Raw genomic sequence first — 18,483 nt, 5'->3', positions numbered from 1 at the left:
AGGCGCCACCAATCTTGCGGCGCTCACAAGTCCCCTGTGGGAGCGGGCTTGCCCGCGAAGAGGCCGGCCCAGGCGCTACAAATCTCAGCCATTGCCCGGCACATTCGGCCAAAGATCCGCCACCAGGAACAATCGCTCCACTTCCTCCCAATCCCCATCGCCATTCTCGACCAGTCGCACCAGCAACTGCGCCGGGGCCAGTGGTTCCAGGTCGCTCAACCACGTCGCCAGCTGTTCAGCGCTCCAGGTCTGCTCCACCGGATAATGCGCCGGCGCCAGCCAGGCATGGCGGGGCAGGGGTTGCCAGCGGCCGAAGGGACGCTGCACGACAAAGCCCGTCCAGTCCTTTTGATGCAACCAGCTGCCCCGCAGGTGCTGCGGATGTGCGCCTTCAGGTGGCGCGGACTGCCCCGGCCACGGATACAGCAAATAGCCGCCGAGCCACAAATGCGCACTGAACTGCTGGATATCCAGCGCCGCCAGCACCTCACGGCTCTCCGGGCGAGCGGAAATCGGCAATTGGTGCTGGCTGAGGTGGGCGAGTTTGCGGTCCAGCCGATCGTGGCAGCCGGGGCCGAGCCACTGCGCCGTGTCGTGTCCGTCGCCGTTCTGCGGGCCGAGGTAGAGTTTGATCGCCAGTTCCAGGTGGTGCACGCCATCGCGATCGCGCAGCAACATGTCCAGTTCGCCCAGGGTGTGACCTTCGCGGCGGATCGGCATGTTGGCGGCAATCAGTTCGATTCCCGGTGCGTGGCGCACCGCGTACTGCCACAGACGTTCGTAATACAAGCCCAGGCGCCGGGTCCTGGCCTGGGCCAGCCAGTGCAGCAAGTCATAACTGTCGCGATCGAGCTGCCGCAGCCACTGCTCCAGCCGCTGCGGCGCCTGCACCCAGTCACTGCCGGCCAGCGGATGGCGTTGCGGCCACGGCGTATCGCTGAGCATGGGCGGCGCGAGGATGACCCAGGCCAGGTCGCGCACTTCGGGGTGGCGCAACTGATGGGGTAACTGCAGCAAATCAGGAAATAGGATCATCTTGCGAGCATAGCCTCAATCGTGAGTACACCGTTGTGGCTGAAAGGATTTTGTCTATCCCGCGCTTTCGCCCATAATCGTGTTTTTCGCCGGCCTCGCAGGAACTCCATGGAGCAATTTCGTAATATCGGCATCATCGGTCGCCTGGGCAGTTCCCAGGTGCTGGATACCGTCCGCCGACTGAAACGGTTTCTGCTCGATCGTCACCTGCACGTGATCCTCGAAGACACCATCGCCGAAGTCTTGCCCGGCCATGGCCTGCAAACCTCGTCGCGCAAGATGCTCGGCGAAGTCTGTGACATGGTGATTGTGGTCGGCGGTGACGGCAGCCTGTTGGGCGCCGCTCGCGCGTTGGCCCGACACAATATTCCGGTGCTGGGCATCAACCGCGGCAGCCTGGGTTTCCTGACCGATATCCGCCCCGATGAACTGGAAGTGAAAGTCGCCGAAGTGCTCGACGGCCACTATCTGGTGGAAAACCGGTTCCTGCTGCAGGCCGAAGTCCGGCGCCATGCCGAGGCCATTGGCCAGGGCGATGCGCTGAACGATGTGGTGCTGCACCCTGGCAAATCGACGCGGATGATCGAATTCGAGCTGTACATCGACGGCCAGTTCGTCTGCAGCCAGAAGGCCGACGGCCTGATCGTCGCCACGCCCACCGGCTCGACGGCCTACGCGCTGTCGGCGGGCGGCCCGATCATGCACCCCAAGCTCGACGCCATTGTGATTGTGCCGATGTACCCCCATACCTTGTCAGGCAGGCCGATCGTGGTCGATGGCAACAGTGAGCTGAAAATCGTCGTGTCCAAGGATATGCAGATTTACCCGCAAGTGTCCTGCGACGGGCAGAACCATTTCACCTGCGCGCCCGGCGACACCATTACCATCAACAAGAAAGCGCAGAAGTTGCGGCTGATTCATCCGCTCGACCACAATTACTATGAGGTGTGCCGGACCAAACTCGGCTGGGGCAGCCGGTTGGGTGGTGGAGGCGACTGATGCTCGATCCCGCGCGAAGCTACGACCTGATCGGTGACGTGCACGGTTGCGCTCTGACCCTGGAGCACTTGCTCGACCGACTCGGTTATCAAAAACAAGGCGGCGTCTGGCGGCATTCGTCGCGCATGGTGGTGTTCGTCGGCGACATCATCGACCGCGGCCCGCGGATTCGCGAGGCGCTGCACATCGTCCACGACATGGTCGAGGCCGGCCAGGCGCTGTGCATCATGGGCAACCATGAATTCAATGCCCTGGGCTGGAGCACCCCGGCGCTCCCGGGCAGCGGCAAGCAATACGTCCGTGAACACACGCCGCGCCATGCCCGTCTGCTCAACGAAACCCTGACTCAGTTCGAACACCACCCGGCGGACTGGCACGACTTCCTGCAATGGTTCTATGAACTGCCCTTGTTCATCGATGCCGGGCGCTTCCGGGTCGTGCATGCCTGCTGGGATGCCGGCCTGATCGAACCGCTGCGGGCGCTGTTCCCCAACGGTTGCGTCGACGAGCATTTCCTCCAGGCCTCGGCGGTGCCCGGCAGCTTTGCCTGCACCGTATTCGATCGCTTGCTGCGCGGCACCGACATGCGATTGCCCCATGGGCTGACCATGACCAGCGGCGATGGCCTGACACGGTCGTTCTTCCGCACCAAGTTCTGGGAAGACGATCCGCAAACCTACGGAGACATTGTGTTCCAGCCCGATGCATTGCCAGAGCCGGTGGCGCAGACGCCCTTGTCGTCCACAGAGAAAAACACCTTGTTGCGCTATGGCGTCGATGAACCCCTGCTGTTCGTCGGTCATTACTGGCGCAGCGGCAAACCGGCACCGATCCGGCCGAACCTGGCCTGCCTGGACTACAGCGCAGTGCTCTACGGCAAGCTGGTTGCCTATCGCCTGGATCAGGAAACCCGTCTCGACCCGCGTAAGTTCGTCTGGGTCGATGTCGAGCGCCCGGAGGTCTTGCAATGAGTGCCGTTGCGGTATTGCGCCTGCCCCTGGCGGTGGACCTGAGTGGCTTCGTCAAGTTGCTGCAACGCATGCAGGTGCCGCATCGGGTCAGTGAAGAGGCGGGCGAGCAGGTGCTTTGGGTGCCGGCGAACATCAGTGAAGACGTGCGATCGCTATACGAACGTTTTCCGGCGGGCGATCCCGATCAACAACTGGACATCCCGGTGGCGCCGAGCACCAGCCGCCCCGGTTTTGTCGAGCAATTGCGCTACGCCAAGGCGACTGCACTGGTACTGGTGCTGAGCTTGCTGGTCGGCGCAGTGACGCTGCTGGGCGCCAACTTCGACACGATGCGCTGGCTGACCTTTCTCGATTTCCGCATCGTCGGCGACTACATCCATTTCGTGCCGTTGGCCGACAGCCTGGCGGCGGGGCAGTGGTGGCGCCTGGTGACGCCGATGCTGATCCATTTCGGCATCCTGCACCTGGCCATGAACGGCATGTGGTACTGGGAGCTGGGGCGGCGCATCGAATCGCGCCAGGGCAGCATCAACCTCATCGGCCTGACCTTGCTGTTCAGCCTGGTGTCCAACTATACCCAGTTCGTTTTCAGTGGTCCGACGTTGTTTGGCGGGTTGTCCGGGGTGCTGTACGGCCTGCTGGGGCATTGCTGGATTTTCCAGGTTCTGTCGCCGAACCCGGCCTATCGCCTGCCGCGTGGCGTGCTGGTGATGATGCTGGTGTGGTTGCTGCTCTGCCTGTCCGGGCTGGTCTCGATGATCGGCTTCGGTGATATCGCCAACGCGGCCCACGTCAGCGGGTTACTCATCGGATGCCTCACCGGCCTGTTGGGTGGTTTGTACAACCGCCGTAAACTGGCTGCCTAAATTTAGTTGTGTCTTGAAGAGCACGGAGACCTTGATGTCCTCTTTTAACGAAATGATCAGCAATATCACCCCCGAAATCTACCAGAGCCTGAAACTGGCGGTGGAAATCGGCAAATGGTCCGACGGCAACAAACTCACCGCCGAACAACGGGAACTGTCGCTGCAGGCGATGATCGCCTGGGAAATCCAGAACCTGCCCGAAGACCAGCGCACCGGTTACATGGGCGTGCAGGAATGCGGCTCCAAGTCGATTGAAGTGCCCAATATCCTGTTCAAGTCGGATGCTGTCCATTGATCGAGATCGGCCGCGGTGCAATCAGCAAAATGTCGGCGCGCCTGGACGGGCCGAACGTGCAATACGCGTTTCGTCTGGACGACCTCGAGGTACCGGTCAATCCCTTGATCGGCACCACGGTGCGCCTGGAATACCTGGGGGCGATCTTCTGCTCCCATTGCGGACGCAAGACCAAAACCAGTTTCAGCCAGGGTTATTGCTACCCGTGCATGACCAAACTGGCGCAGTGCGACCTCTGCATCATGAGCCCGGAGCGTTGCCACTACGACGCCGGCACCTGCCGGGAGCCGGCGTGGGGCGAGCAGTTCTGCATGACCGATCACATCGTGTACCTGTCCAACTCGTCGGGGGTGAAAGTCGGCATTACCCGTGCCACCCAGCTGCCGACCCGCTGGATCGACCAGGGCGCCCGTCAGGCACTGCCGATCATGCGCGTCTCGACCCGCCAGCAATCGGGTTTCGTCGAAGACCTGTTTCGCAGCCAGGTGGCGGACAAGACCAATTGGCGTGCTTTACTCAAGGGCGACGCGATGTCGGTGGACCTGGCCCAGGTTCGCGATCAGTTATTTGACAGCTGTGCCGAGGGTTTGCAAGGTTTGCAGGAACGATTCGGCCTGCAGGCGATCCAGACCATTGCCGATGTCGAACCGCTCGAAATCCGCTACCCGATCGAGCAATACCCGGCGAAGATTGTCAGTTTCAACCTGGACAAGAACCCGATTGCCGAAGGCACGCTGTTGGGGATCAAGGGCCAATACCTGATTTTCGACACCGGCGTGATCAATATTCGCAAGTACACGGCCTATCAGCTCGCCGTGCATAGTTAAGGACTCCAGCATGCGCACCGAACAACCGAAGATGATTTACCTGAAGGACTATCAGGCCCCCGAATACCTGATCGACGAGACGCACCTGACCTTCGAGTTGTTCGAGGACCACAGCCTGGTCCATGCGCAACTGGTGATGCGCCGCAATCCCGAGCGTGGCCCTGGCCTGCCGCCACTGGTGCTGGACGGCCAGCAGCTCGAACTGTTGTCGGTGACCCTGGCCGATCGTGAGCTGGGCATTGCGGACTATCAGTTGACCGAGAATCACCTGACCCTGCAGCCGACCAGCACCACCTTCACGGTCGACACCAGCGTCCGGATCCACCCGGAAACCAACACCGCGCTGGAAGGCCTTTACAAGTCCGGCACGATGTTCTGCACCCAGTGCGAGGCCGAAGGCTTCCGCAAGATCACCTATTACCTCGACCGCCCGGACGTGATGAGCACGTTCACCACCACGGTCGTTGCCGAACAGCACAGCTATCCGGTGCTGCTGTCCAACGGCAACCCGATTGCCTCCGGTCCCGGCGAAGACGGCCGGCACTGGGCGACCTGGGAGGACCCGTTCAAGAAGCCGGCCTACCTGTTCGCGCTGGTGGCCGGTGACCTGTGGTGCGTCGAAGACAGCTTCACCACCATGACCGAGCGCTCCGTGGCGCTGCGTATCTATGTCGAGCCGGAAAACATCGACAAGTGCCAGCACGCCATGAACAGCCTGAAAAAGTCCATGCGCTGGGACGAAGAGGTCTATGGTCGCGAGTACGACCTGGACATCTTCATGATCGTCGCGGTCAATGACTTCAACATGGGCGCCATGGAGAACAAGGGCCTCAACATCTTCAACTCCAGCGCCGTGCTGGCGAAGGCCGAAACCGCCACCGACGCCGCGCACCAGCGGGTCGAGGCGATCGTCGCCCACGAATACTTCCACAACTGGTCGGGCAACCGCGTGACCTGCCGCGACTGGTTCCAGCTGTCGCTCAAGGAAGGCTTTACCGTATTCCGCGATTCCGGCTTCTCCGCCGACATGAACTCGGCCACGGTCAAGCGCATCCAGGACGTGGCCTACCTGCGCACCCACCAGTTCGCCGAAGACGCCGGTCCCATGGCCCACGCCGTGCGCCCGGACAGCTTCATCGAGATTTCCAACTTCTACACCCTGACCGTGTACGAAAAGGGTTCGGAAGTGGTCGGCATGATCCACACCTTGCTCGGCGCCGACGGCTTTCGCAAAGGCAGCGACCTGTACTTCGAACGCCATGACGGCCAGGCCGTGACTTGCGATGACTTCATCAAGGCCATGGAAGACGCCAACGGTGTCGACCTGACCCAGTTCAAGCGCTGGTACAGCCAGGCCGGCACGCCGCGATTGGCGGTGAGCGAGTCCTACGACGCAGCAGCGAAAACCTACAGCCTGACCTTCCGCCAGAGCTGCCCGGCGACCCCGGACAAGGTCGAGAAACTGCCATTCGTGATTCCGGTCGAACTGGGCCTGCTGGACAGCAAGGGCGGGGAGATTGCCCTGCGCCTTTCTGGCGAAGCAACTGCTCAAGGTACATCGCGGGTTATTTCGGTGACCGAAGCCGAGCAGACCTTCACCTTCATCGACATCGCTGAAAAACCATTGCCTTCGTTGCTGCGCGGCTTCTCGGCCCCGGTGAAGCTGAGCTTCCCGTACGACCGCGACCAGCTGATGTTTTTGATGCAGCATGACAGCGACGGCTTCAATCGCTGGGACGCCGGTCAGCAATTGTCGGTTCAGGTCTTGCAGGAGTTGATTGCCGATCACCAGAAGGGCGAGAAGCTGGTGCTCGACCAGCGTTTGATTTCCGCCTTGCGTACGGTGCTGTCGGACGAGACGCTGGATCAGGCGATGGTCGCCGAAATGCTCTCTCTGCCGGGCGAAGCGTATTTGACCGAGATCAGCGAGGTGGCCGACGTCGATGCCATCCACATCGCCCGCGAATTTGCCCGTCAACAATTGGCAGAAGGGCTGTTCGAGGCGCTGTGGCTGCGTTATCAGGCGAATCGCGATCTCTCGAAGCAGACCCCCTATGTGGCCGAGGCCGAGCACTTTGCCCGTCGCGCGTTGCAGAACATTGCGCTGTCGTACCTGATGTTGAGTGGCAAGCCGGAAGTGTTGGCGGCGACGCTCGAGCAGTTCGAGACCAGCGACAACATGACCGAGCGCCTGACGGCACTGGCGGTGCTGGTCAATTCGCCGTTCGAGGAGCAGAAGGCGACGGCCCTGGCGAGTTTTGCCGAGCACTTCAAGGACAATCCGCTGGTCATGGATCAGTGGTTCAGCGTTCAGGCAGGCAGCACCTTGCCGGGCGGTCTGGAGCGGGTTCGTCAGTTGATGCAGCATCCTGCGTTCAACATCAAGAACCCGAACAAGGTCCGGGCACTGGTCGGTGCATTTGCCGGGCAGAACCTGATCAACTTCCATGCGGCGGACGGTTCCGGGTACCGGTTCCTGACGGATCTGGTGATCGAGCTGGACGGGTTCAACCCGCAGATCGCCTCTCGCCAATTGGCGCCGCTGACTCGCTGGCGCAAATACGATGATGCGCGTCAGGCGTTGATGAAAGGTGAGCTGGAGCGGATTCGTGCTTCGGGTCAATTGTCCAGCGACGTGTTTGAAGTGGTCAGCAAGAGCTTGGCCTGATACTGCACTCTTTTTTGATCTTGGCGGCCTTTGGGCCGACCAAGCTCTCGCTGATTGAGTACATATCCGTTGGGGCGGTAACGGCCGCCTATGGTTTCGCCCTTACGGCGAGGCACTTTTTTCAAACGCCCTCCGTGTCAGGCTACCTGTCGCCCTTGTTGATTGACTCATTCATTCAAGAGGGCGAAGGTGTTTAGCAATGTCCAAGCGCTATGACGACGACTTCAAAGATTGGGTCGTCCTGCAAATGATGCCGCCTATCAATCGCTCAGTGGCGGAACTCGCCATTGCGCTCAATCTCACGCCTCAGTCACTGCGAAACTGGAGACAAATGGCTAGAGATAAAGGTTTGATCGTGCCGGGAAACGGCAAGACCAGTGATCAATGGTCCAGCGCCGATAAATTCAACGCCGTGATGGAAACCGCACCGCTGAGCGAGGTGGAAATTTCTCAATACTGCCGGATCAAGGGCATCTACCCGGAGCAAATCCAGCAATGGCGCGAGGCCTGCCAAAACGCCAATACCCTTGTTGATCTAAAGCCCAGCGCAGAGAAAACTCCCGAGCAGCGGCGGATCAAGGATCTGGAGCGTCAGTTGATCCAATCCGATGCTGGACGTGCGGAGGCGGTGGCTTTGCTGGAGCTCAGAAAAAAAGCCAATGCGATCTGGGGCAAGGACAAGGAAGACTGATCAGCGCCTCTGATCGTACGCAGGCCATGAAGTTGATTGCTGAAGCGGTGTTGAGTGGGGCTCGTCGATATCGAGCCTGTAATGAGCTGGGGCTGAGCCTGCGCACAGTTCAACGTTGGCGACACGCCGACAGCGACGGGCGACTGCTAGCTCAGCGAGCAGCACCGTCGAACAAGCTTAGTGAGGCAGAGCGCCAAGCCGTACTTGATGCCGCCAATCAGGTTGGCTACGCCAGCCTCACCCCGCACCAAATCGTTCCAAAACTGGCCGATGAAGGTATCTACCTGGCTTCGGAGTCGACCTTTTACCGCGTGCTAAAAGCCGCTAATCAAAACGTGCGTCGCGGGCGAACCAAAGCCCCGAAACGCAGGGTGCTGACGACGCATCGCGCTGACGCTCCCAATCAGGTGTGGTGTTGGGATATCACTTGGCTGCCCAGCGTAGCGGAAAAAAGAAACTCGTGTATTGGCGCTACCAATGCTCAACTTTCTTGCGCCAGACCTTTGTCGAATGGGCCGCTCACAGCATCACTCAATCCACATGGGCCGAGGCCTATTATCGGCAGCAGCGGGCGAAAGGCTGCTCATACCAAGCGACTCTCAGAGGGCTCGCTTTCAAGTGGATCAGAATCGTTTATCGGTGCTGGAAAACCAGCACCGTCTATGACGAAAAGGCTTACCTGCAGGCTTTGATACGCCGGGGATCAACATTGATAGAGATACCAATGGAGGAAGCTTCGGGTTGACGGAAAGGCTCAGGGCATGAAGGGGCGGGTGGATCAAAATCAAGAGCTGCAGGCGAGCTAACGCTCGGCCTGACGAGTGCTGAAGAGCGCGGGTGTACCCGGACCCCTGTAGGAGCGAGCTTGCTCGCGATGATCGTTAACGATAACGCGTGTTTACTGGTTAAACGCGGCGCTCTTGGGTCCATCGCGAGCAAGCTCGCTCCTACAGGGGGACGCGTACGCTTCAAAGGATAGGCCGGCCGGTAGGCCGCCTCGCTTTGGCTTTGGCGGTGCACGCCCCCTCGTGAGGCCGAGCGCAGGTTCTGCGCAGTGGGCAACCCGGCATGGATGCCGGGTTAGCCGCCCCCGGCCATGGATGGCCGATGGCGGCGGGCCCACGGAGCAGGACCGGAGCGAGGGCATGCCGAGCACTAGCGAGGCACCGAACGAAAGGGGCAAGAGCCCTTGGTTACTTGGGGCTTTTCCAAGTGACTCGCCGTAAGGGCGAAACCGCCAGCGGCCGTTACCGCAGAAACGGATATGTACACCAGCCATCAGCCATCAGCCATCAACCATCAACCAATCCGCCAATCACCCCACCTGATACCCCATCATTCATCCTCCCCCCAACCCCCCCTGGTTAACAAAACATAACGTGGCGTCGATTGTCAGACCTTTCCAAACCCCGATAGGATAAAGCCAGCTTCCGAAGGGGCTCTGGATTGCGGGTTTCAAGACTATGCTCCTGAACAGGCAATCCCGATGCACCCCTTGCGGCGCCCAGAAAGGTTGAACGACCTAACAATAATAATGGGGGAAGGTCTATGAGTGAGCCTGTCATGGGTGTGGGTATCTGCCGCCCGCCGGCACTGCGCAAATTCGCGTTGCTGGCTACAGCGCTCTCGCTGTTGGGCTGTGCCGTGCTGTCGGCACCTGCGCTGGCCGCTGCGGCACCGGCGTCCGATGTGGTTTATTCCGTTGAATCCGCCAAGGCCAGCAAAAGCCTGATGCTTGACGTCGTGCACGCCGGCAAGCGCCTGGTGGCGGTCGGGGATCGCGGGCACATCCTGTATTCCGATGACCAGGGGGCGACCTGGACCCAGGCCAAGGTGCCGACCCGGCAACTGCTGACCTCGGTATTTTTCGTCGACGACAAACACGGCTGGGCTGTCGGCCATGACGCGCAGATCCTCGCCAGCGAGGACGGCGGTGTCAGCTGGAGCAAGCAGTTCGAAGACCTCAAACGCGAATCGCCGTTGCTCGATGTCTGGTTCCAGGACGTCGACAGCGGCTTTGCCGTGGGCGCCTATGGTGCCCTGTTGGCAACCACCGACGGTGGCAAGCACTGGGAAGACGTCAGCGACCGCCTGGACAACGAAGACCAGTTCCACCTCAACGCGATCGCAGCCGTCAAGGATGCAGGGGTGTTCATCGTTGGCGAGCAGGGCAGCATGTTCCGCTCTGCCGATGGCGGCCAGACCTGGGAGAAACTCGAAGGCCCCTATGAAGGCTCGTTGTTCGGCGTGATCGGCACCGCTCAGGCCAACACCCTGCTGGCCTACGGGCTGAGAGGCAATCTGTATCGCTCCACGGATTTCGGCAGCACCTGGGAACAGGTCGAGTTGCAGGCCGCTCGCGGCGCGCTGGAGTTCGGTTTGTCCGGCGCCACGCTGCTCGATGACGGTTCCATCGTGATCGTTGGCAATGGCGGTTCGGTGATCCGCAGCAACGACAATGGCGAAACCTTCAGCGTGTTCAATCGCCCGGATCGCATTTCCGTTTCGGCCGTCACCGCGGCGGGCAACGGCAATCTGGTTCTGGCAGGTCAGGGCGGCGTACGCGTCACCTCGCCAACCGGCGCCGGCGCCGAAAATGGCAAAAACGGGTCGTCCAAATGAGCCGGGCACATAATAAGAAGGCGGGTCTATGACATCCTTGAGCAGTCATCATCAAGACAAGGCGACGTTCCTCGAGCGCCTGATTTTCAATAACCGCCCGGCAGTGATCTTCATCTGCCTGCTGGTCAGTGTGTTCCTGTTCTGGCAGGCGACGCTGATCCGGCCGTCCACCAGTTTCGAAAAAATGATTCCGCTCGATCATCCGTTCATTCAAAAGATGATGGAGCACCGCAACGATCTGGCGAACCTGGGCAATACCGTGCGGATTTCGGTCGAAGCCACCGATGGCGACATCTTCTCCAAGGAGTACATGGAGACCCTGCGCCAGATCAACGACGAGGTGTTCTACATTTCCGGCGTCGACCGTTCCGGCCTCAAGTCGCTGTGGAGTCCGAGCGTGCGCTGGACCGAAGTGACGGAGGAGGGCTTCGCCGGTGGTGAAGTCATTCCCCAGAGCTATAACGGTTCCCAGCAGAGCCTCGACCTGCTGCGCAACAACGTGCTCAAGTCCGGGCAGGTCGGGCGCCTGGTGGCCAACGACTTCAAGTCGAGCATCGTCGACATCCCGCTGCTGGAGTCCTACCCGGACCCGCAGGACCAGGGAACGCTGCTGGCCCTGGATTACCGCAAGTTCTCCCACGAGCTGGAAGAAAAGATCCGCGACAAATTCGAAGCCCAGAACCCTAACGTGCAGATCCACATCGTCGGTTTCGCCAAGAAAGTCGGCGACCTGATCGATGGCCTGGTCATGGTGGTGATGTTCTTCGGCGTGGCCTTCGTCATCACCCTGATCCTGCTCTACTGGTTCACCAACTGCATGCGCAGCACCGTGGCGGTGTTGAGCACGACGCTGGTGGCCGTGGTGTGGCAGCTTGGCCTGATGCACTTTTTCGGCTTCGGGCTGGACCCGTACTCGATGCTGGTGCCATTCCTGATCTTCGCCATCGGTATCTCCCACGGCGTACAGAAAATCAACGGTATCGCCTTGCAGTCCAGCGAAGCGGACAACGCCCTGACGGCCGCGCGCCGCACCTTCCGTCAACTGTTTCTACCGGGGATGATCGCGATCCTCGCGGATGCGGTGGGATTCATCACGCTGCTGATCATCGATATCGGTGTGATCCGTGAACTGGCGATCGGCGCATCCATTGGTGTCGCGGTGATCGTGTTCACCAACCTGATCCTGCTGCCGGTGGCGATTTCCTACGTTGGCATCAGCAAGCGTGCGGTCGAACGCAGCAAGAAAGACGCGCATCGCGAACACCCGTTCTGGCGCCTGCTGTCGAACTTCGCCAGCCCGAAAGTCGCCCCGGTGTCCATTGCCCTGGCACTGATCGCCTTCGGTGGCGGCCTCTGGTACAGCCAGAACCTGAAAATCGGTGACCTCGACCAGGGGGCGCCGGAACTGCGTCCGGACTCGCGCTACAACCAGGACAACAACTTCATCATCAGCAACTACTCCACCAGCTCCGACGTGTTAGTGGTGATGGTCAAGACCAAGTCCGAAGGCTGCTCGCGCTACGAAGCCATGGCGCCGATCGACGAGCTGATGTGGAAGATGCAGAACACCGAGGGCGTGCAGTCGGCGATCTCGCTGGTGACGGTATCCAAGCAGATGATCAAGGGCATGAACGAGGGCAACCTGAAATGGGAAACCCTGTCACGCAACCCGGACGTGCTGAACAACTCCATCGCCCGGGCTGACGGCTTGTACAACAACAGCTGCTCCCTGGCGCCGGTGCTTGTATTCCTCAATGATCACAAGGCCGAAACCCTGGACCGCGCGGTGCATGCGGTGCAGGACTTCGCCAAGGAGAACAACAAGGACGGCCTGGAGTTCATCCTCGCCGCCGGCAACGCCGGGATCGAGGCCGCCACTAACGAGGTGATCAAGGAATCCGAGCTGACCATCCTGATCCTCGTCTACATCTGCGTCGCGACCATGTGCATGATCACCTTCCGTTCCTGGGCGGCGACCCTGTGCATCGTGCTGCCGCTGGTACTGACCTCGGTACTCGGCAACGCGCTGATGGCGTTCATGGGCATCGGCGTGAAAGTGGCGACCCTGCCGGTGGTGGCGCTGGGGGTTGGGATCGGCGTGGACTACGGCATCTATATCTACAGCCGCCTGGAAAGTTTCCTGCGTGCCGGCTTGCCGTTGCAGGAAGCGTATTACCAGACGTTGAAATCCACCGGTAAAGCCGTGTTGTTCACCGGCCTGTGCCTGGCCATCGGCGTGTGCACCTGGATCTTCTCGGCCATCAAGTTCCAGGCCGACATGGGGCTGATGCTGACCTTCATGCTGCTGTGGAACATGTTCGGCGCATTGTGGCTGCTGCCGGCGCTGGCGCGGTTCCTGATCAAGCCGGAAAAACTGGCGGGGCAGAAGGGCAATTCGCTGTTCGCTCACTGATTCAGATGCATAAAAAAAACGCAGCCTGGGCTGCGTTTTTTTATCAATCCGCTTTAGTCAGAATCACTGTAGGAGCGAACTTGCTCCGGGCGGCGTTCCGAGGATGTCGCGGATTTCAATGCGCTTCTGGTTTTTTCTTCACCCTCAGAAACAGCTCTTCAGCCAACGCCAGTGGTATTTCTTCTTTTTTCAGATCAATGATCGCGCGGGCATTGTTTTTATTCTTTTCGAATAGTTCTCTTTGCGTATATTTTCGTTCCGCCTGAATTTTTAGATGGGCGTATGCAGGGGGTGATATCGGGGCATCTACTGACGCGTAATGAAAATGCGCGTACCATAACGCTTTATCATTATCCAGTTTTCCGTCTTTGATCTTGCTTTTATCGTGCACTGCGTATTCTGTAAGAAAATCGCCAGCCTTCAATGGGAAGCGCGTCTTGACCAAGTCGATGATGACGAATTTGTGTTCCAACAGATATTTGATATTTGAAGCTCTGGGACGCTGTAACAGGTAACCCTCGCTGCAAAATTCGCGTGCCTGCTTTTTCATGGACTCCGCATCACCCAAGTAATGCTCTGCCAATTGCAGGGCATCGGAATTTGTAGCATGGTCGCTCTGAATTTCTCTGGCCAGGGACTCAAGTTTCGTGGCAGGCGTGGTCAGCATATGATCCCACTCCCAAGGTTGCAGGCCTTCGAGACGGCGGGGATCGCGCAGTTGTTTCTGTTGAAAACGGATACGCCTTTCAATACGATCTCGATCGTCCAATATCTCTTGCGCCTGCGCTTTTATCTTCTTCAGTGAGCGAGCCGAAGGCACCACGGGCACAGGTGGAACTTCAGGTGAGGGCGCCTGTGACGAGCTTTCTCCAGTGACCACTTTCCAAAGGCCTTCACTGGTGTCTTCCTCGAAGGTGGCGACGGTCTTCCCTGTTATGGGGTCCTTGATGTCGACAAAGCTGCCCGTGGCACCGGTCTGCCCTGTTCGCAGATCGCCTACCAGGCTGCCCTTACTGGTCTTGATGACTTTTTTGTTGGCCGTCTTGACCTTCGTTGGTTTCTCAGGTCTTGGTTTCGGGGCGAATCCTTCGTCAATGAGTATCTCGTCTGCCAGTTGCGTTTCCAAGCTGGAACGGGCGTCATTGAGGTGCTCCAGAAAAAGTGTTCGGTATTCCTCCCGCACGAAACCGGAACCCATTTCGGTTAATGAACTGACGGCATTCTCCAAACGTTCATAGCGCTCCAGCACGTTCTTGAGCACATCAATTTTCTCAGCGGTCGAGTACCCTGTGGTCGTACGCATTTCGGAATGAGCGAAAATGCTTCTGCGCGTTCCGGAATCGGTAAGCTCATCGGCGAAGGGTAACTCTGCCGGTTCCGGAACATGGCCACGATCCATTACCAACTCGTTGAGAAATACCAGCATAGCTTGTTTCAGGAGGGCTGGAGATATGTATTTATCGGTGGGTTTTTCCTTCAATAGCAAGACCTGCAGGGCGGGGTCTGCCTGCTGGAGCAACGTTTCAATTTTTTCAGCGGGCTCAATCATTTCGATGAGCAGTTCGAATGATGTCTTGTTACTGTTTATGTATTCGTTATAAGCCGTTGTGATGTGTTGGGGGAGTTCCGTTTCGCAGCGTTTACCGATTTCAATACGGTTTTCACCTTGCTCGCTATCAAAGGAACCTATAAATTTTTGCGAAAGGGTATCAAAGACGGTTGCCCAATAGTCATAGATCGATTGGATTGCGTCACTGCGCTCTGCACCGGGTCTTGGATCCGTCCTGTCTGCTTCAGATAACTCGGCAGCCTTGTCTGCGAGTGCTTGTAATGCTTCGATAAATGGCTCGTTTGCTTGTCGGTACTGTGCCAGCTTGGTATCAAGCGCTAATCTCGCTTGCGCGGTGCTTGTCCTTGCCAGGTCATGCCGCTGCAAAAATACTTGTCTCAATTCCTCAATGGCTTTAGGAAGCAATAACCAAAGCTGTCTGAGCTTTTTTGTCTGTCTAGCCAAATCTTTGCGGGCGGCAGTCAACTCTGCTTCGGCCGATCTAGCGGTAGCGGCCAATTGGTCGAGTGGTGCCATCAGATTATTAAATTGTTTCTGTAGCGCCTTCAACGCTTTGTTGTGTTTTACCTGCCAGGCACCCACTCTGTCTCTGGGCATGCCGCCGTCCAGCTTGGCCCCCCGATCCAGCCGCCAGTGTCCCTGCCCATCGCTGGCAAGCTTGAAGCCGGGATGGAGAGGGCGCTTCGGATCGACCAGATAGACCTCGGCAAAGCCGGGTTCGACACCGACCTGAAACAGCAGCCCGCCGACGCTGGCGTGCCAGGTATCGGCGATCCGGTACAAGCCTTTGAAGGGGCCGCTGGCTTGTGCAAATGGCAGGGTCTCAGGCCAAGGCACGTTGACCGCGAGCAAAGCATCGAGCAGGCGAGTGCTTGCCGTGGGGCTGGCAATGGATCGACCGAAGTCCAGCGTTGTGTGTCCGTCGGAGGGGGGCGTGCCAGGTAACGCCGTCGAGCCCTGTCGAACGACAGGAGTGCTGTGTGGATGTGACAGTGCATTCTCAACGTGGCGCCAGTCGGCAAGGTGCAACTCGCGGTCTTGCGATGCCGGATCGGCCAGCGGCTGGCGGGTTCTGTTGGAGGGTGTGGAGGCGTGCAGCAGGATCATCGCGGTGTTGAGCAGCAGGTCGATCAATGCCTGTTCGCGGGTGGTCGGGTCGTCGCTGTCCAGGCCGGCCAGATCCTGCTCCAGACTACTGACCAGTACCAGGAACCAGCCCGCCAACATGGCCGGCCCCTGGACCAGGGGCAGCAGCAAGGTATTGAACAGCAGCCAGGCACCTTCCATCAAAATCGCCCAACGGCTTTCGCTGTTGGACACTGAGTCGCGGTCAGCCAGGTCGACCAGTGCCCGTGCGGTGCTGCTGAACAACTGGTTGAGCAGCGTGTTGTTGGCTTGTGCGTTGAGCCATTCTTCGGCCCCTTCGTCGACGGCCAGGGTCGCCGGTGCCGGCTTTTCATAAAAGCCGAACTCATCCCCGTTGAGGAAGTGGCGGATATGTGGTTCTTGGATGCCGCCGTGGTCGTAGATCGGACGCACCTTGTCGGTCAGCCAGGTCAGCACGCTGTCCTGCAGCTCGCCGGGGGTGGCGATAGCGTCCAGAAGGGCCTGGCGTGTCGGGTATTCCCGCAGGGGCTCGGGGTACAGCGGACGATAGAGCAGGTGCGGGCCGACGCTGGTGTCGCGGGCCTCGATGATAAAGATATTGTTGACCTGATCGGGCACGGCGCCGGGTTTTCGGCTCAGCGCCAGTGGCCGCAGGGTGATTTTTTGATCATCGGCGATTCTGTCCGAAGGCGTTTCACCCATGAGGGCTGCTACGTAGCGATAACCTTTGGCAGACACTCCATATTGTTTCCTGATCTTGTATTCCAGTGCCAGCATCGGCAACCTGACCTTGAGTTCGCGAGTAAACAGCGTCTCCCGCCGCCGGGCGTCGGCGGTATCTGATAGCAAAAGGTTGTTGATTTTCTGTGGATAGGTGGTGCCGATGTCGACGCGCTGGATTAACCCTGCGCTACCCAGCAGGTAATCTTCATTCAGCCAGGACGGCAGTGCCTTGCCGCTTTTGGATGAGAGTGCCAGTGTGCCCTTGGGCTTGCCGGCAAGGTTCTTCAGGGCCAGTTCCGTCAGCGACATCCGCACATGCTCGATAATGCCCGCGCCACCGGGATAGCCAGCCGCCACGGCAAAGTCCAACACCACGTCGTCAGGATCGTGACCGGCATGATCGATCTGCATCTGCTTGCGCAAGGCAACACGGCTGAAATCGTGGATGTTTTCTATGCCCTCGTTGAATGAGCGCCCCTGGTTCTGCTTCAACACCAGCGCCATGTCCTGCAGATGACGGTGGTAGGCGAAACGGTCACGGGCGTCGGCTTGCTTGAGCCATTCGGGCAGATGATTGTTCACCTTCTGGAGGAGGGCGGTGCTGGCCGCAGGGACACTGGAAAAAAGCACCGACGGGTCCGTGAGTTGTTCCAGGCGCCGCTCAAGCGCTCTTTCGCTGTGCCCCTGATACGACAACGTCTCCAGGTCTTCGAGTTGCTGATTGAGGATCAGCCCAGCCTGTTGCTCGAATACATTGCCGTCGGGCTCGTTGCGTTTGAAGCGGATGCTGTCGAACTGGAATCGACTCTGCATCCTGGTCCCCCAGGCTTCGTCGAAGGCATCGATAGAGTCAAAGGCTTCGATGGCGCCGGCTACGCCGCACAACAGCACCTGTTTGTCGCGCACCAGCAGCAGATCGGGGGTCAGCAGTCGCGCTGGTTCACCGTCCCTGGTGAGCGTGGTTTCGATGAAATAGGCATACGTGGCCGGCGTGGAACGGGACACCCGCTGGAGCCGTTCCGGACAGGCGGCGACGAGTGACAGCATGTCCCGTTGTGTCTGAGTCAAGTCCGCGCGCGCCGCCGCGGCGGCCGTTATCTGGCCGTTGAGAAAATCGCCCAGCCACTGCCAGCGACTGTCGCCCTGGGCGTCGATTTCGCTCCAATAGTCGGCGAGCGCCTGCTGGAAATAGATGTGGATCGTCGATGGCAGCGCATCGATGATTTGGGCGATGACCTGCATGTCGATGACGTAGGGAGGCACCTTGGTCTTGAGCCGGCTTGGTATTTTTTGTGTCAGGTAGAACGGCAGATCATGTTGTGGGCGCCAATCCAACAGCTGCGGGTTCAGGACATGATTGACGGCAACATTGCTCAACAGCTGGAATGTCCAGCCACCAGACGGGTCGGGACTGGCCAGTTTGACTGCGCGCAGATCCATTTCCAGGGTTGGGTAGCGTTCCAGAATGCGCTCGCGCAGGGCATTGAAAACCACTGAGAACAGCGCCGGCCGATGGGCGAAACGTTCATGGATAGCCTGGGCGGGCAATTGGCTCAAGGTCGTGGATAATGCGGGGGTGTTCGGGTCGGGCATGACTAAATCCTTTTTCCTGTTCAAATCCGGTGCCTTCGTGGCGGCCGGGATTGCGGACCGATAATCGGTCTGGCACAGCAAATCGCATTTAGTCGTCGCGAGT

The 18,483-nt window shown here is 59.2% G+C and carries 11 protein-coding genes and 2 pseudogenes; 11 read left to right on the top strand and 2 right to left on the bottom strand.

The window, feature by feature from the left end:
• Nucleotides 1–84: 84 nt before the first annotated feature.
• The gene (locus PMA3_RS15335; protein WP_064677956.1) at nt 85–1,035 is read right to left on the bottom strand and encodes a DUF1853 family protein; all 951 of its coding nucleotides are present in this window, start codon (nt 1,033–1,035) and stop codon (nt 85–87) included.
• Between the two features lie 108 nt (nt 1,036–1,143).
• Between PMA3_RS15335 and PMA3_RS15330 the strand changes: the two genes are divergently transcribed.
• From PMA3_RS15330 to PMA3_RS15280, 11 genes and pseudogenes are all read left to right on the top strand, one after another.
• Complete coding sequence (locus tag PMA3_RS15330; RefSeq protein ID WP_064677955.1) at nt 1,144–2,034, top strand: NAD(+) kinase; 891 nt, start codon at nt 1,144–1,146, stop codon at nt 2,032–2,034.
• A complete protein-coding gene (locus PMA3_RS15325; RefSeq protein WP_420848695.1) occupies nt 2,031–3,005 on the top strand; it encodes a metallophosphoesterase in 975 nt (324 codons plus the stop codon). Before PMA3_RS15330 ends, PMA3_RS15325 begins: the two co-directional genes overlap by 4 nt.
• Complete coding sequence (locus tag PMA3_RS15320) at nt 3,002–3,871, top strand: rhomboid family intramembrane serine protease (RefSeq protein ID WP_064677953.1); 870 nt, start codon at nt 3,002–3,004, stop codon at nt 3,869–3,871. Before PMA3_RS15325 ends, PMA3_RS15320 begins: the two co-directional genes overlap by 4 nt.
• 34 nt (nt 3,872–3,905) lie before the next feature.
• On the top strand, nt 3,906–4,166 hold the full coding sequence (locus PMA3_RS15315; RefSeq protein ID WP_064677952.1) for a YeaC family protein: 261 nt from the start codon (nt 3,906–3,908) through the stop codon (nt 4,164–4,166).
• The gene (locus tag PMA3_RS15310) at nt 4,163–4,993 is read left to right on the top strand and encodes a DUF2797 domain-containing protein (RefSeq protein ID WP_064677951.1); all 831 of its coding nucleotides are present in this window, start codon (nt 4,163–4,165) and stop codon (nt 4,991–4,993) included. The genes PMA3_RS15315 and PMA3_RS15310 overlap by 4 nt, the downstream gene beginning before the upstream one ends.
• A 10-nt stretch (nt 4,994–5,003) precedes the next feature.
• Entirely contained in the window at nt 5,004–7,661 is a 2,658-nt protein-coding gene (gene pepN, locus PMA3_RS15305; RefSeq protein WP_064677950.1) for an aminopeptidase N, read from the top strand.
• A gap of 199 nt (nt 7,662–7,860) precedes the next feature.
• The gene (locus PMA3_RS15295) at nt 7,861–8,352 is read left to right on the top strand and encodes a hypothetical protein (protein ID WP_082930339.1); all 492 of its coding nucleotides are present in this window, start codon (nt 7,861–7,863) and stop codon (nt 8,350–8,352) included.
• Between the two features lie 26 nt (nt 8,353–8,378).
• Nucleotides 8,379–8,657 (top strand): annotated as a pseudogene (locus PMA3_RS33635) (IS3 family transposase); the annotation flags it as partial.
• Nucleotides 8,658–8,788: 131 nt separating this feature from the next.
• A pseudogene (locus PMA3_RS33140) lies at nt 8,789–9,097 on the top strand (IS110 family transposase); the annotation flags it as partial.
• An 803-nt stretch (nt 9,098–9,900) separates the two neighbouring features.
• Nucleotides 9,901–10,974: a WD40/YVTN/BNR-like repeat-containing protein gene (locus tag PMA3_RS15285; protein ID WP_064677947.1), complete on the top strand. Its 1,074-nt coding sequence runs from the start codon at nt 9,901–9,903 to the stop codon at nt 10,972–10,974.
• Nucleotides 10,975–11,002: 28 nt separating this feature from the next.
• On the top strand, nt 11,003–13,387 hold the full coding sequence (locus PMA3_RS15280) for an efflux RND transporter permease subunit (RefSeq protein WP_064677946.1): 2,385 nt from the start codon (nt 11,003–11,005) through the stop codon (nt 13,385–13,387).
• 115 nt (nt 13,388–13,502) lie between these two features.
• On the opposite strand, the gene PMA3_RS15275 is transcribed toward PMA3_RS15280, so the two are convergent.
• A complete protein-coding gene (locus PMA3_RS15275) occupies nt 13,503–18,380 on the bottom strand; it encodes a dermonecrotic toxin domain-containing protein (protein WP_064677945.1) in 4,878 nt (1,625 codons plus the stop codon).
• Nucleotides 18,381–18,483 lie beyond the last annotated feature (103 nt).

Source organism: Pseudomonas silesiensis (assembly GCF_001661075.1).
Lineage (GTDB): Bacteria > Pseudomonadota > Gammaproteobacteria > Pseudomonadales > Pseudomonadaceae > Aquipseudomonas > Aquipseudomonas silesiensis.
Note: the sequence above shows the minus strand (reverse complement) of the source record. Positions and strands in the feature narration are given on the sequence as shown.